We start from the raw sequence: 14,107 nt of genomic DNA on the forward strand, positions 1-14,107 counted from the left end.
CATGCATGGCCAACTAGACGAATTTATTATCAATTTACAAATTCAACTCAAAAATATTGAAATAAAAAGAAGTTCCAAAAGAGGAACTTCTTTTACTTAATTTCGATATCCGCAGAATGAATATGATGTACTTTTCCTTCATGATCCTCCAGAAGTAATACACCATCCTCTGTAATTCCTTTTGCTACCCCCGTAATCGTCTCTCTCATCGTTCGAGCGGTAATTTCTTTCCCGATGCTCACAGCGTAACTTTCCCAAAGAATTTTAATAACAGAGAAACCATTTTGTAAATACTCTTCATATAATTTTTCTAGTTGTAAATAGATTTGTTGCATAAGCTCTGCACGAACAATCGGCTTACCTGATTCAATCGCTAATGAAGTAGCAATGTGCTGAATTTCTTCGTCAAAATGTTCTTGCTTTTGATTCGCATTAATACCAATTCCCATAATGACAGCATTAATTTTATCAGGATCCGCTTGCATTTCTGTTAATATGCCGACAGCTTTTTTACCTTGGATTAAAATATCATTTGGCCATTTTATTCCTACGTTTACACCCGCACATTTTTCAATTGCTTGCGCAACGCTAACTGCAGCTAACAAAGTAAGCTGCGGTGCATGATGAACCGGGATTGATGGACGCAAAATAATACTCATCCAAATTCCTGTTCCTTTTGGCGAATGCCATTTTCTGCTTAAACGACCTCTGCCCGCTGTTTGCTCTTCTGCTACAACAATCGTTCCTTCTTCTGCACCTTCATAAGCAAGTCTTGCCGCAATATGCTGCGTAGATTCAACAGTTTCTTCAAAATACACTGTTCTACCAATTCGTTTCGTTTGTAGCCCTAACTGAATTTCATTAGCAGTCACTTTGTCTGGCTTACTTGCAATGCGGTAACCTAATCGACGCACAGCTTCAAGTTCATATCCCTCACTCCTGAGATCTTCCATATGTTTCCACACGGCAGTTCTTGAACAACCAAGTTTATCACTAATCGTTTGGCCGGATACAAACTCGCCATCCGCTTCAGAAAAAACTTGCAATAACTGCTTTCTTATAGTAGATTGCATCCTTGCAGCCACTCCCTTATACGCTCTTTCTCATTAACTACGTTTCCTTGTACGATTGCTTCCTCGATTTTCTGAAGCATTTCAGCAACCCACGGACCAGGATTTTTGTTTGCCCAGTTTAATAAATCATTACCAGTCACATTCATTTCTTGACGGCTCTTTATTGGCAATGCTTGAAACAATGTTTGTACTCGTTTAACAGATGTAGAGTCATAGCTTTCAATCATCGCTTCATATACTCGCTCTGCCATTTCAGCAATATGAATTCCCGTTTTATAAAGAAGAACTGTATCCCAATCCTTCTCCTTTCTAGTACGGATTGCTAATAAAATTGCGACAATATCTTTTATTTTTTTATTCGAAAACTTCCATTGACGTAAAAAGACGGATGGATGTTCTTCTCCGATACAATATAAGAAAAATGCCCACGCCTCAATATCCGTTTCGAAAGAATCCCATTTATACTGCGTAGCTTTTAACAGTCTCTCTTCTGACATTTGTAAATATGGCAAATGAGAAAATAGCTTCGTCTCTACTAACTCTTGGAGACCCTTCACACAATATGTGCCAGTTAACAGTTTCTCAAACTCTACTGTAATGCGCTCAATTGCTATATGTTCCAGCAAATGTCCATACGTTTCAATTGCTTGCTTCGTTTTTGTTTCTAAAGCAAATCCTAACGTACTTACGAATCGAATACCGCGCATCATTCGCAGGGCATCTTCTTGAAAGCGATCTGCCGCATTTCCAACTGTTACAATTTCTTTCTTTTGAATCGCTTCCTGCCCAGCAAATAAATCAACCATTTCGCCTTCTTCTGTCATGGCAATCGCATTCATTGTAAAATCACGACGCTTTAAATCTTCTTCTAATGAACGAACAAATTGAACACTACTAGGTCTTCGAAAATCTTCATATTCGCTTTCTGTTCGAAAAGTGGTTACCTCATAAGGTTCACCATTTTCTACAACAATTACAGTTCCATGCTCAAGACCAACAGGAACATGCCTCGGAAATATCCCCATCACTTCTTCTGGTAAAGCAGATGTCGCAATATCAATATCTCCAATCGGTCTGTCGATAATAAGATCTCTCACGCTCCCACCAACAAAGTAAGCCTCATGTCCTTGTCGCTTTAATGTCTCAATAATAGAACTAGCTTTTTTAAATCTTTCCATTTTTGTCATCCCTTAGTATGTCATAGTAAATCGTTTCATATTGTGAGACGATTTTTTCTGAGCGGAACTGCTCGTAAACACTTTCTCTCGCTCGTTCTCCCATATTACGGTGAAGTTCCTCATCCTTTAACAGCTGAATAGCTTGATTTGCCACTCCTGTTATATCGCCAACTTCACATAAATACCCTGTTTCACCATGTTGAATGACCTCTGGAATACCTCCAACCCTTGTTCCGATACAAGGTACACCACACGCCATCGCTTCTAATAAAACAAGGCCAAAACTTTCCTTCTCTGATAGAAGCAACATTAAGTCACTCATCGCAAGTAACTCTGCAACATTATCCTGTTTTCCTAGGAATAAAACGCGATCTTCAATATGTAAGTTCTTCACTAACTGTAAGATCGTACAAAATTCTGGTCCGTCCCCAACAAGAAGCAACTTCGCATCTACTTCTTTAGCCACTTTAGCAAATGCCTGAACAACGTCCTGTACACGTTTCACTTTACGGAAATTTGAAATATGAATCAGTATCTTTTCACTCTCACTTATACCGTATTCTTTCTTTAATTGAGACATATCGCGCTTGAAATATACGCGTTCATCTATAAAGTTGTATACCGTTTGAATGTCTTTATTTGGTTTTACAAGCTCATGCGTTTCATCAATTAATGAATGCGAGACAGCCGTAACAACATCCGACTGCTCAATACCAAACCGAATTAAATTATTTAACGAAGGGTCGGAACCTAACACAGTAATATCTGTTCCATGCAAGGTTGTAACAATTTTAATGCGCTCTCCAATCATTTGTTTTGCTAAATACGCACAAATCGCATGTGGTATTGCGTAATGCACATGTAAAATATCTAAGTTTTCTCTTTGTGCAACCTCTGCCATTTTACTCGCTAATGCTAAATCGTATGGTGGATATTGAAATACAGAGTATTGATTTACTGTCACTTCATGGAAATAAATGTTTGGATACACTTTATTTAACCGGAATGGTAAACCCGATGTAATAAAATGAATTTCATGCCCGCGCTCCGCCAATTGCTTTCCTAATTCTGTTCCAACAACTCCAGAACCACCTACAGAAGGATAACATGTAATACCTATTTTCAATTTCATTTACATCCCCCTATTAAATCAGCATGTAATAAAACCGGTTTCTTACTCATAAATCCTTCGGCATACAAAGCTCCCACTTCTTTTCCAAACATCTTCTCACGAGCGACCACAGTTTCAACGTAACCTTCTGTTAACGGCGTCTTAACACCATCACTCCCTGTTGAAAACTGACTTTCATACGCTTCTAATGCCTCCACTTTTTGCGATAGGTACTCACTAATATCTATACAAAAATTCGGTTTATGAAAACCATTAATCATATAATTATAAAATGACTCTACACGATGCGGTGGAAGTTCTGGCATATATTTACGGATTCCTGCCGAAAAAATAGCTTCTTCCACAAGCTTTGCACAATTTGCATGATCTGGATGACGATCTTCATAATACGGTGCAAAAACTAGTTTTGGTTTATATGTACGGATCACCTTTACAATTTCACGTATATACTCTTCTTTCATATACAAACCACGGTCTGGCATCGCTAAATTCAGTCTCGTCTTTACTCCCATTATACGAGCAGCGACCTTTGCTTCTTCTTTTCTCAACTCTATCGTTCCATTTGAAGAAAGATCAGCTTCTGTTAAATCACAAATACCTACTTCATACCCTTGCTTTGTATATTTAGCAATGGTACCAGCCATGCCGATTTCAACATCATCGGCATGAGCACCAAACGCTAATATATGTAATCCACTCATAATTGTTCCCCTCATTTTCTTAACTTGCGATAATCTAAATCTCCTCGCTCTAATGCGTGCATTAACATTTCAGCACTTGCCATATTCGTTGCAAGTGGAATCGCATATACATCGCATAAACGAAGCAACGCATTCACATCAGGTTCATGCGGTTGTGCTGTTAATGGATCACGGAAGAAAATCACCATATCCATATCATTTTTTGCAATCATCGCACCGATTTCTTGGTCACCGCCAAGTGGACCCGACTGATATCTTGTTACAACTAAACCAGTCGCTTCCATAATACGAAGTCCTGTCGTTCCGGTTGCAAATAATTCATGTTTTTCAAAAATTGGTTTATACGCGTATGCAAACGAAACCATATCATTTTTCTTTTTGTCATGTGCAATTAAGGCAATTTTCATCCGTTGTCTCCCCTTTAGTCGATAATATTTTCTAAACCGTACACAAGATGATCCAGGTTCATTACTGTCTCAATTGATAGTTTTACACCCGACATAAATGATGCACGATTAAATGAATCATGACGAACTGTTAACATTTGTCCATCCCCACCGAACATTACTTCTTGGTGCGCAATAAGTCCTGGTAAACGCACACTATGAATGTGAATGCCATCTACATTTGCACCACGTGCTCCTGCTAATTGTTCCGTTTCATTAGGATGTCCTTGCTCTTTTGGCACACGATTTTGACGGATTAACTCTACCGTTTTTACAGCTGTACCAGATGGTGCATCTAATTTTTGGTCATGATGTAATTCAATTACTTCAACATCTTGGAAATACTTCGCTGCCATTTGTGAGAATTTCATCATAAGAACTGCACCAATTGCAAAGTTCGGAGCGATAATTGTTCCTACTTCTTTTTCTTTTGCATTTTCTGTTAATTGCTTTAGTTCTTCTTCAGTAAATCCAGTTGTACCAATAACAGATCGAAGTCCACGTTCAACTGCAAGTGTCACATGTTTCTTTCCAACTTCTGGTGTTGTTAAATCTAATAATACATCTGCTTCTACTTCATCTAAACAAGTATGTAAATCTGCGTAAACTGGTGTGTCTAACATCGGCATACCGGGTAAATCGGAAATCTTCTCTCCACCATGCTTATAATCCACTGCTGCTACTAAATTGAAATGTTCTGTTCTTTCCATAAGAAGGACTGCTTCATGTCCCATACGTCCTCTTGGCCCAGCGATAATTACTTTAATTTCTTTCATTATTCTTTCTCTCCCTCATCAATACGTGTCCAACGATCTTTATCACGTGTATTAAATTTCTCCATTACAATGTTATGTGCTGTTTCTAAATCAATATTTAAACTATTTGCCATACAAATCATAACAAACAATACATCTCCAAGCTCTTCTTCAATACTTCGTTCTTTTTCAGTTGTTTTCTTCGGTTTCTCACCATAATAATGGTTTAATTCCCTCGCAAGCTCTCCCATTTCTTCTGTTAAACGAGCCATCATTGCAAGCGGGCTGAAATAACCTTCTTTAAACTGACCGATATATGCATCTACTTCTTTCTGCATATCCTTCATCGTTTTTGCTTCCATACAATTCACCTCTAATCCTTCCTCTTTCATGTTAGCCAATTCATCGCGATTTGACAAATATTATTCCCCGCCAAACACCTATTTGCGACCCTTTTTTGGATAGACTATAATAAAGTGAAACTTTCTTTTGCGATTTTTGCAAAAGATTAGTTGAACCAATCGGGTCCCAACGGCTGGTTTGTACTTCTTCCTTGCTCCATCTCCTACCAGCCGTTGGGACGGGGTAAAGTGAAACTTTCTTTTGCGATTTTTGCAAAAGATTAGCCCACACCAATCGGGTTCCTACGGAATTTTACTATTTTCACCAACAACTAGAAATAACTTTTTATTATGTTTTATCGTTTCAGCGGAGCACTGCCAATCATTACATAATTAGGGGGATTTCTATATGAAAGCAAACTTGAAGATCCGAAATATCATTTTCATTTTAATCGGTTCCGCTATTTTCTCTTTCGGTATTGTGAATATCAATATTGAAAATCACCTTGCAGAGGGTGGCTTTACTGGTATTACGCTATTATTATACTTTCTATTTTCGCTTGATCCTTCCTATACAAACTTAATTTTGAATATTCCTATATTTTTTATCGGTTGGAAGTTACTCGGTCGAACGACATTTTTGTACACATTAATAGGTACCTTTAGCGTATCTTTATTCCTATGGGTTTTTCAGCGTTACGAAGTACTCAACTTACATTTAAACTTGCAAAATGATATGACACTCGCTGCTTTATTCGCTGGAGCATTTATCGGTATCGGGCTTGGAATTATATTTAAGTACGGCGGTACTACTGGCGGTGTTGATATTATTGCAAGGCTAGCTCACAAATATTTTGGATGGAGTATGGGAAAAACGATGTTTATGTTTGATGCCGTCGTTATTGTCGTCTCTATTCTTACCTATTTATCATATCGCGAAGGCATGTATACGTTAGTTGCTGTTTTTATCGGCGCAAAAGTCATCGATTTTATGCAAGAAGGTGCTTATGCAGCTAAAGGAGCAACTATTATCTCAGATAGAAACGATGAAATTGCTGCAAAAATTTTATCCGAAATGGAGCGCGGTGCAACCTTTTTAAAAGCTGTTGGATCCTATACAAAAATAGAACGTAACGTATTGTATTGCGTCGTTGCAAAAAATGAAATCGTGAAATTAAAAAATATCATTACTTCTGTAGATCCTCACGCCTTTGTTGCTGTAAGTGATGTACATGATGTAGTTGGCGAAGGATTTACATTAGATGAAAATAAAAAACCGTTACATAATTAATATGACTAGAAAAGCTGCTTAGCTTTTCTAGTTTTTTATTGATATATGTTGCTTCAGCTTCTCTAAATCCTCATAAATCAACTCCAATAAACTCCGGTTATAAAAAATTGAAGCTGGATGAAAGGTCGGAAAAATATGATATTCTTTCTCTGACCATGTAAACTCTGCACTTTGCATATCCTTTAATTTTTGAATGGGTTGTTTTAATAATTTTCCGTGTACATCTGTTATTTTTTTATTTTTTCCTGTTAAACGTTGAAGACCGATATTTCCAAGCGTTACGATAAGCTTCGGGTTTATTTGCTCTAATTCATAATCTAACAAAGGTGCATGCGCAATTATTTCCCCTTGATTTGGCGTTCTATTATATTTTTTCTGTATGATTTCACCATTTCGTTCTTTTTTCTCTCGCCATTTATAAGGTCTACTCCGAACAGCGCTCGTAATATATACTTCTTCCCTTGTAACTTGAATCCGTTCTAAAAAATCCATCAATTGTTTTCCTGCCCTCCCGCTAAACGGTATCCCATTATGAATTTCTGTTTCACCAGGCGCTTCTCCTAACAACATAAATTTTGGATTTTCAGGACCTTGTCCCCTTAAAAAACCTTCTAATTGATAAGAATTACTACGCTCTTTCACTTGTTTTACTAGATCGTCTGGATATTGCACCATCTTCACCTGCCTTTATCATACGCTGCTTATATGTATTTTGACTTTCTTACAACGTTTCTTTCATTTTATCCTATCCATTTATTACAAATAATAAAAAAAGACTATCATAATTGATAGTCTTTAGTCGTCGCTACGCTGCATACCAGTATACATTAATACGAGACGTAATAATTCAAATACCGCTACAGCTGCAGCTGCTACATATGTTAATGCTGCCGCATTTAATACTTTACGAGCTTGGCCATATTCATCTGTGGATACGATACCTAGCGCTTCGATTTGTTGCATTGCACGTTTTGATGCATCAAACTCAACTGGTAATGTAACCAGTTGGAACACAACACCTGCTGCCATTAAAATAATTCCTAATAACAATAGTTTTGACATTGTCGCAAATATACCAATCATAATAAATACCCATGATATATTCGAGCCAAAATTGGCTACAGGAACTAACGAATGACGAATACGCATAAAGTTATAATCTTGTGCATCTTGAATCGCGTGTCCTACTTCGTGTGCTGCAACTGCTGTACCAGCAACTGAATGACCGTAATAGTTATCTGTTGATAATCGAACCGTTTTGGCAGTTGGATCATAATGGTCTGATAAATGACCTGGTGTTTCTTCCACAGCTACGTTGTATAATCCATTTTCATCTAAAATTTTTCGAGCCACTTCCGCTCCTGTCATACCTGATGTTGAATAAACTTGTGAATACTTGCTATAGGCACTACGTACTCTTGACTGTGCATACAACGGTATGATCATTATGATCGCGAAGTAAATTAAATAAAACATCATGAACCTCCATTGAAGTTTTAATTATAGTACTTCTCATTCTATTTTCTTCTGCCATTATTGTCAATGAATAAACCTTACAATCCATATCTTTATTTATCCGTATTATCTATTTTTAGAATGCATATTACTTTTTCGTTTCTCTCTCTCTCCTTTATACTTTCTCCATCCAACATAAGTTAATGTGAATAAAATAAGCCCTCCAGTAATTGTCATAAACCAAATGAGAGAGGGGGCAATTTCATCCTTTTTTACTGTGTGAAATATCTTTTGCAAATCCCCTTTAATAATTCCTAATTGCATTTGACCGCCTTTCGTTTTTAACATTACGTTACGAAATTCGTCCAAATAAGATAAATGAGCATTTACACGTTGCACCTCGTTTTCCGGCAGGGCAATCATTAGGCTTGGATAAATAATATTAAATTCCTTTAAAAATGTATTTAACGTTTGTTGAAACTGCCCGGTATCTTCTTTTTTCATCGCTTTTTCCATTTGAGAAAAGGCATCCATTACTTTCCCTTCTCTTTCCATCCAAAGTGGTTGATATTTCGATACTTGTGCATCAACAGCAAGTTGCAGTGCTAACACATTATCAATTTTTACTTGCTTACCTAAATCCTCTTCCGAGAGAGATTGTTTCGCCTTGTCGTAAGCTAAAGAAATGACTCTAAATTGATCTGGTGTTACCTCTTGCTTTTTTTCATTTCCCTTTATTACAAACTGCTCCGAGAAATGTTGTAATACTTGCACAGCTTTTTCATCTTCATTACGCTTCACTAATTGTAATGAGTCGTCTAACAATCCTGTTAACTCACTCCACTCTTCAGCATATATACGTAACGGAAACATTATAATTAGAAATGCGATCAATCCAATTAATGTTCTCTTCATCCCGGTCCCCCCTATAACTACTAGTACAAAATATGTTGAATTGGACAAGAATAGAACAGAACTGGACTGAAAAATATATTATCGTTTTCAAAACAAAAAAATTCTCTTTAAACAGAGAATTTTTTCTTTGAACCCCTTTTCTTTTTTACGAAATATCTATACAAACTGAAACAAAGTATACTACCACTTAAAATGAATAATAAAATAGCACATGCAGCATGCATAAAGAACTCTTCCGGTAGCATTAATATAATTGGATCCGTTTCAATATCAAACATCCAATAATCATTACTGAATAAAAGCTTATGGAATAATACAAAACTCTTTTCAAAATTAATAGCAATTGGTAACATCAGTGCTATCGGAAATATAATCGTTAAAATCGATCCGTGCAGTAAAAACTTTTCGTTTTTTCTTTTTAATAAATAAACGCCGCCTATCACTACTATCATAATTGTCGCATACATCACATATTGAATCTTTACTAAAATATTTTTAACATCTACAAAATGTATACGCCCATTTGTAGACATATCTAATGTTGGTAATTGTAATGCCCCGTCATAAAACGGAGATAAATATGTAATAAGCACATCATAATTCCTCTTAATTTCATCCTTCGTCATATCCGCTAAATCTGGAATATTTAAAAAATCAATTTCAAAATAATACAGCCATTTTCCATATACAACCGCCATTGTTGCAAGTGCAAAAATAGAAAATGCGATACTATATGAAACAACTATCGTAATCAATCGATCCAATATTTTTGTACCACTCTTATTTTTCTTCATTTTCTCCCCCTAAATGTTCTCACTACCATAAAGAAAACTGTTTCCTGTTCTCACGTAAGCAATAATAATATGTGATGCACAGCACAGCAATACTTAACCAAAATGTAAAATAACCAATTTTCTCTACAAACAAATGCATAATGCCATATCTCGGCATTTGCCAAAATAAATAATCAATTGCGTCATTATGTAATGTCCATATACCTGCCACTACAAAATGCCATTTTTTTATACGGTAAAATGGTGCATATAACACTCCCTGCACTGCCATTGCAAAATGCGATAGCATTAACATATATCCCATAAGACCAATAGGACCTTTTACATAAATCATAACCCCATTTACAACAACAGCCCATATACCATATTTTATTAAAGTAACAATTGCTAGCGCCTCTATTAATCCCCAGTTTCTCTTTATTAAGAAACCAATTAAAACAAAGACAAAAAAGAGACTCGCCATAGGACTATCTGGTACAAACGGCCAAAATATAGGTGAAGTTTCTTTTAATTGATTTCCATACCATATAAATCCGTAAATTGTACCTAATATATTAACAGCCAATAAAAATAATAATACCGAGCGTTGTCTTAACATTGCATACAAGTAAACCAAGCTGTACATCCAACACCTTTCATTCTTTCATCAAACTCTACTCTATTATATAGCAAACTTACTGTCATCAAAATAAAAAGCTGACTACAAAATTTGTAGTCAGCTTTTTTTACTTCTTATTATACTTTGCAATAAATTCCGAAAGCTTTTTCAGTTCTTCATCTGTACCTTTAAATACCCCTTTAGGCATTGAACCTTTTCCTTCTTTCGCAATTTTAGCGATTTCTTCTGGTTTTAAAGTTAAGTTTTGTAAAGCAGGTGCTGCCGCCCCGCCCTGTAAATTGTCACCGTGACATGTTAAACAAGTATTTTTTTGCATTAACTTGTATCCATCATCATTTTTATCAACTGGTGCCGTTTTTACAATTGCTCCTTGTTTTTTTGCAGCTTCCCAGTCGTGATGTGCTACAGATTCCCAAGTTAAAAAGATAATCGATGCAATTGCTAAAAGCATAAATCCAGTTGCCACAGGTCGCTTCAATGGGCGTCTTTCTGGTCCTCGATCAAGAAATGGAGCTAACAATAATGCTCCAAACGCAATCCCTGGCATAATAAATGCTCCAATTACAGTAAATGAACCAGAAGCATACGAGTACTTTAATAACTGATACAAGAATAAGAAATACCAATCTGGAAGTGGTATATATCCTGCATCTGTTGGATCCGCCATTCTCTCAAGCGGTGATGGATGCGCCACTGTTAAACATAAATAACCGATTAAAAAAACTGCACCAACCATCCATTCTTTTAACAAAAAGTTCGGCCAAAATGCTTCTGTTTTTCCTGGGTATTCAGAATAGTCTTTCGGAATATTTGGTTTCCGAGCTACCGGTACCCGAGAATCTCCTACAAACTTCATCCCTTTGCCGCGATGCATAATCTCCCTCCTTTAGTTCTTTCCCCTTTAATTTAGCAATCTCTTATAGCGGACCGGAAATACCTTGTTTGCGAATCATGATGAAGTGGAAGGCCATTAAACCTAGAAGTGCTGCTGGTAAGAAGAAGACGTGAATAGCAAAGAAGCGAGTTAATGTTTGAGCGCCAACAATTTCGGAATGACCAGCGAGTAATGTTTTTATATAAGGACCAATGAGCGGCGTTTGCTCTGCAATTTGAATCCCTACTTTCGTAGCAAATAACGCTTTCATATCCCATGGTAATAAATATCCGGTAAAACCAAGACCTAACATAACAAAGAAAATAAGAACACCAACAATCCAGTTTAACTCACGAGGCTTTTTATACGCACCTTGGAAGAAAACTCTGAGTGTATGTAAAAACATCATTACAATTACGAGACTAGCACCCCAGTGGTGCATACCACGAACAATTTGTCCGTATGCAACTTCATTTTGCAAATAATACACCGATTCCCAAGCATTTTTAATATCAGGCACATAATACATTGTCAAAAACATTCCAGATAAAATTTGAATTACAGTAACGAAAAAAGTAAGTCCTCCAAAACAATACACGAACGCAGAAAAGTGATGTGCTGGGTTTACATGTTCAGGTACTTCATGATCAGCGATATCGCGCCATATTGGTGTAATATCTAACCGTTCATCTACCCAATCATAAATTTTATTTAGCATCTACTTTGCACCCCCTTTTGGCTTCGCTTTGCCTAAATAAAGCGTTCCATCTTTCACTTTAGATTCGTATACATCGAGTGGAGCAAGGGGCGGCGTGCCTTTAATGTTCATTCCATCTTTTGTATAACGGCCCCCGTGACATGGGCAAAAGAATTGATTCGGATGTGCTTTGTCCGAATTCCAGTTAACTGTACAACCTAAATGTTTACATACTGGAGAGAATGCAACAATGTCTCCGCTTTCATCTTTATGAACCCAAGCTGATTTTGGCTCTTCAGACTTGTACCAACCATCAACCTGCTTCACCTTAAAGTCGAAACGTTTTGGTTCTGTTGTAATATCCTTTACTTGTGCAACAGCAACCATATCTGTTCCCGCTTCTTTTCTTAACACCGGATCAAGCGCAAATCGCGTCATCGGCATTAGAATACCTGCTGCCATAAAGCCTCCTACCCCTGTAAGTGTGTAATTTAAAAATTGTCTTCTTGACACACGATGTTCTTTCTCGCTCACGAAAATTTCCCCCCTCTATCAGAAATTGTCCCCTCGTGATAAATTATATAAAAAATAAAAACTAGGACACTATCATGATATAATACGCTCATGCACAGGTCAATATCATACTACTCATAATAATAAGAACTTTCTGTTTATTATTACTTTCCCCATTTTTCTTCTAACATCACCATTATATTTTTTATATGTGCATGAATCAGTTCTCTTTTTGCTTGATCACTAAATTGTTCTAGCGCTAATGACGGAAACCAAAATAAGTCTCCCTGTATATCTTGCATATCTTCTTTCCATGAAAAATCACTTGTAACATACGCAATGTGCTTAAAACCTTGCCTTTGTAAATGATCTGTCCATTCTTGCAAACGACCTTTTTCCTTCTTTTGACTTTCTACTAAATACGTAAATGCTGGTAGTAAAAGCACTCTTCCTTTATATTCTCTTTCTAACTCCATACTCAACAGTTCAATAAATTCACCTTGTTCTACAACCATTTTCATTTCTTTTGCTGCCGAAACTGATAACAGTGGTATAATCCCTGTATCTACATACTCTCTCGCTTGCTCAAACTGTTCCACATCTTTTACAATCCATTTCAAGTCTCTTCCCTCCTTCATTCAGAAATAACAGAACTTTCACTTTATATATATTAAACCATACTAAAAGAGGTAAAAAAAGAAAAACTACCTATATTAGGTAGTTTTTCTTGAAAAAATTCTGAAACTTTTTAAAATTTAATAATTCAAATGAATTCTATAAAGTTTTTAACTCTGCCGTTAACCGATGAAACGTTTCCTTATCTTGCTTATCCAACGCTTCATCAATTTGTTTCAAAAGACGTTCTCTTCTAAATGAAAATACACTCTCTTCTAAAAACCTCTCTGCCAGCAAACGGTCTTTTTCATTCACTTCAATATGCTTTGGTAAATATGGGTTTTCTTCTAATACAGCTACATAGTTTGCATTTTGAAACGATGATTTAAAGTTGAGTTGAATATAAATATCTTCATCTCGATTTAAACGAATATCATGAAACGATTTTTCAGCATCTGTTGTCATAACATTTTGTTTAAAAAAGTGAAACGGTGTGTCTTTCACACAATTCGCTGACATTACTAAGCCACGCGGACAATATTTTGCATGCTCTACGAAGTGGACTTTATGCATTAATTGGTCGTGACTCATTAAATAATTCAAAATCCATACACATTCACGCTGTTTCAGTTGGTAATTATTCAAAAACCATTTTACAAAATCCTTCTTCTCGTTTACAGAAACAGGGGTATTCATAGCAATTAAGTC

18 protein-coding genes are annotated in these 14,107 nt (G+C 36.4%); 1 reads left to right on the forward strand and 17 read right to left on the reverse strand.

Features of this window, described 5'->3' with window-relative positions; translation table 11 throughout:
* Nucleotides 1–92 precede the first annotated feature (92 nt).
* The 7 genes from EUC40_RS18290 to EUC40_RS18320 are packed head-to-tail and all read right to left on the reverse strand — an operon-like array spanning nucleotide 93 to nucleotide 5,647.
* Nucleotides 93–1,073, reverse strand: coding sequence for a biotin--[acetyl-CoA-carboxylase] ligase (locus EUC40_RS18290; RefSeq protein WP_001192066.1), 981 nt, complete (start codon nucleotides 1,071–1,073; stop codon nucleotides 93–95).
* Nucleotides 1,058–2,251, reverse strand: a complete 1,194-nt coding sequence (locus EUC40_RS18295) for a CCA tRNA nucleotidyltransferase (RefSeq protein ID WP_156576228.1) — start codon at nucleotides 2,249–2,251, stop codon at nucleotides 1,058–1,060. Before EUC40_RS18295 ends, EUC40_RS18290 begins: the two co-directional genes overlap by 16 nt.
* Entirely contained in the window at nucleotides 2,238–3,383 is a 1,146-nt protein-coding gene (gene bshA, locus EUC40_RS18300; protein WP_156576229.1) for an N-acetyl-alpha-D-glucosaminyl L-malate synthase BshA, read from the reverse strand. Before bshA ends, EUC40_RS18295 begins: the two co-directional genes overlap by 14 nt.
* Nucleotides 3,380–4,084, reverse strand: a complete 705-nt coding sequence (gene bshB1 / locus EUC40_RS18305) for a bacillithiol biosynthesis deacetylase BshB1 (protein WP_071709765.1) — start codon at nucleotides 4,082–4,084, stop codon at nucleotides 3,380–3,382. The genes bshA and bshB1 overlap by 4 nt, the downstream gene beginning before the upstream one ends.
* An 11-nt stretch (nucleotides 4,085–4,095) precedes the next feature.
* Nucleotides 4,096–4,491, reverse strand: coding sequence for a methylglyoxal synthase (gene mgsA / locus EUC40_RS18310; protein WP_000684760.1), 396 nt, complete (start codon nucleotides 4,489–4,491; stop codon nucleotides 4,096–4,098).
* Between the two features lie 14 nt (nucleotides 4,492–4,505).
* Entirely contained in the window at nucleotides 4,506–5,306 is an 801-nt protein-coding gene (gene dapB, locus EUC40_RS18315; protein ID WP_071709766.1) for a dihydrodipicolinate reductase, read from the reverse strand.
* Entirely contained in the window at nucleotides 5,306–5,647 is a 342-nt protein-coding gene (locus EUC40_RS18320) for a nucleotide pyrophosphohydrolase (RefSeq protein WP_071709801.1), read from the reverse strand. The genes dapB and EUC40_RS18320 overlap by 1 nt, the downstream gene beginning before the upstream one ends.
* A 388-nt stretch (nucleotides 5,648–6,035) precedes the next feature.
* Between EUC40_RS18320 and EUC40_RS18325 the strand changes: the two genes are divergently transcribed.
* Nucleotides 6,036–6,917 carry a YitT family protein gene (locus tag EUC40_RS18325; protein WP_156576230.1) on the forward strand — a complete coding sequence of 294 codons (882 nt, stop codon included), beginning with the start codon at nucleotides 6,036–6,038 and terminating at the stop codon, nucleotides 6,915–6,917.
* A 27-nt stretch (nucleotides 6,918–6,944) separates the two neighbouring features.
* Here the strand turns inward: EUC40_RS18325 and EUC40_RS18330 are convergent, their stop codons facing one another.
* The 10 genes from EUC40_RS18330 to EUC40_RS18375 form a co-directional block, all read right to left on the reverse strand.
* Entirely contained in the window at nucleotides 6,945–7,589 is a 645-nt protein-coding gene (locus tag EUC40_RS18330; RefSeq protein ID WP_156576231.1) for a uracil-DNA glycosylase, read from the reverse strand.
* Nucleotides 7,590–7,712: 123 nt separating this feature from the next.
* A complete protein-coding gene (locus EUC40_RS18335; RefSeq protein ID WP_011109966.1) occupies nucleotides 7,713–8,396 on the reverse strand; it encodes a zinc metallopeptidase in 684 nt (227 codons plus the stop codon).
* Between the two features lie 102 nt (nucleotides 8,397–8,498).
* The gene (ypjB, locus tag EUC40_RS18340; RefSeq protein WP_000831593.1) at nucleotides 8,499–9,287 is read right to left on the reverse strand and encodes a sporulation protein YpjB; all 789 of its coding nucleotides are present in this window, start codon (nucleotides 9,285–9,287) and stop codon (nucleotides 8,499–8,501) included.
* A gap of 107 nt (nucleotides 9,288–9,394) precedes the next feature.
* Nucleotides 9,395–10,081 carry a lipoprotein intramolecular transacylase Lit gene (gene lit, locus EUC40_RS18345; RefSeq protein WP_071709771.1) on the reverse strand — a complete coding sequence of 229 codons (687 nt, stop codon included), beginning with the start codon at nucleotides 10,079–10,081 and terminating at the stop codon, nucleotides 9,395–9,397.
* 22 nt (nucleotides 10,082–10,103) lie between these two features.
* A complete protein-coding gene (gene lhaT, locus EUC40_RS18350) occupies nucleotides 10,104–10,697 on the reverse strand; it encodes a lipoprotein heptaprenylglyceryl N-acetyltransferase LhaT (protein WP_116758450.1) in 594 nt (197 codons plus the stop codon).
* A 109-nt stretch (nucleotides 10,698–10,806) separates the two neighbouring features.
* The gene (qcrC, locus tag EUC40_RS18355) at nucleotides 10,807–11,574 is read right to left on the reverse strand and encodes a menaquinol-cytochrome c reductase cytochrome b/c subunit (protein ID WP_000554602.1); all 768 of its coding nucleotides are present in this window, start codon (nucleotides 11,572–11,574) and stop codon (nucleotides 10,807–10,809) included.
* Between the two features lie 43 nt (nucleotides 11,575–11,617).
* On the reverse strand, nucleotides 11,618–12,292 hold the full coding sequence (gene qcrB / locus EUC40_RS18360; protein WP_000932700.1) for a menaquinol-cytochrome c reductase cytochrome b subunit: 675 nt from the start codon (nucleotides 12,290–12,292) through the stop codon (nucleotides 11,618–11,620).
* Nucleotides 12,293–12,805 carry a menaquinol-cytochrome c reductase iron-sulfur subunit gene (qcrA, locus tag EUC40_RS18365; RefSeq protein WP_001290419.1) on the reverse strand — a complete coding sequence of 171 codons (513 nt, stop codon included), beginning with the start codon at nucleotides 12,803–12,805 and terminating at the stop codon, nucleotides 12,293–12,295.
* A 143-nt stretch (nucleotides 12,806–12,948) separates the two neighbouring features.
* Nucleotides 12,949–13,422, reverse strand: a complete 474-nt coding sequence (locus EUC40_RS18370; RefSeq protein ID WP_156576232.1) for a YpiF family protein — start codon at nucleotides 13,420–13,422, stop codon at nucleotides 12,949–12,951.
* Nucleotides 13,423–13,558: 136 nt separating this feature from the next.
* Complete coding sequence (locus tag EUC40_RS18375) at nucleotides 13,559–14,095, reverse strand: ReoY family proteolytic degradation factor (protein ID WP_001095928.1); 537 nt, start codon at nucleotides 14,093–14,095, stop codon at nucleotides 13,559–13,561.
* Nucleotides 14,096–14,107 lie beyond the last annotated feature (12 nt).

It is taken from the genome of Bacillus luti, assembly GCF_009739945.1.
GTDB lineage: Bacteria > Bacillota > Bacilli > Bacillales > Bacillaceae_G > Bacillus_A > Bacillus_A luti.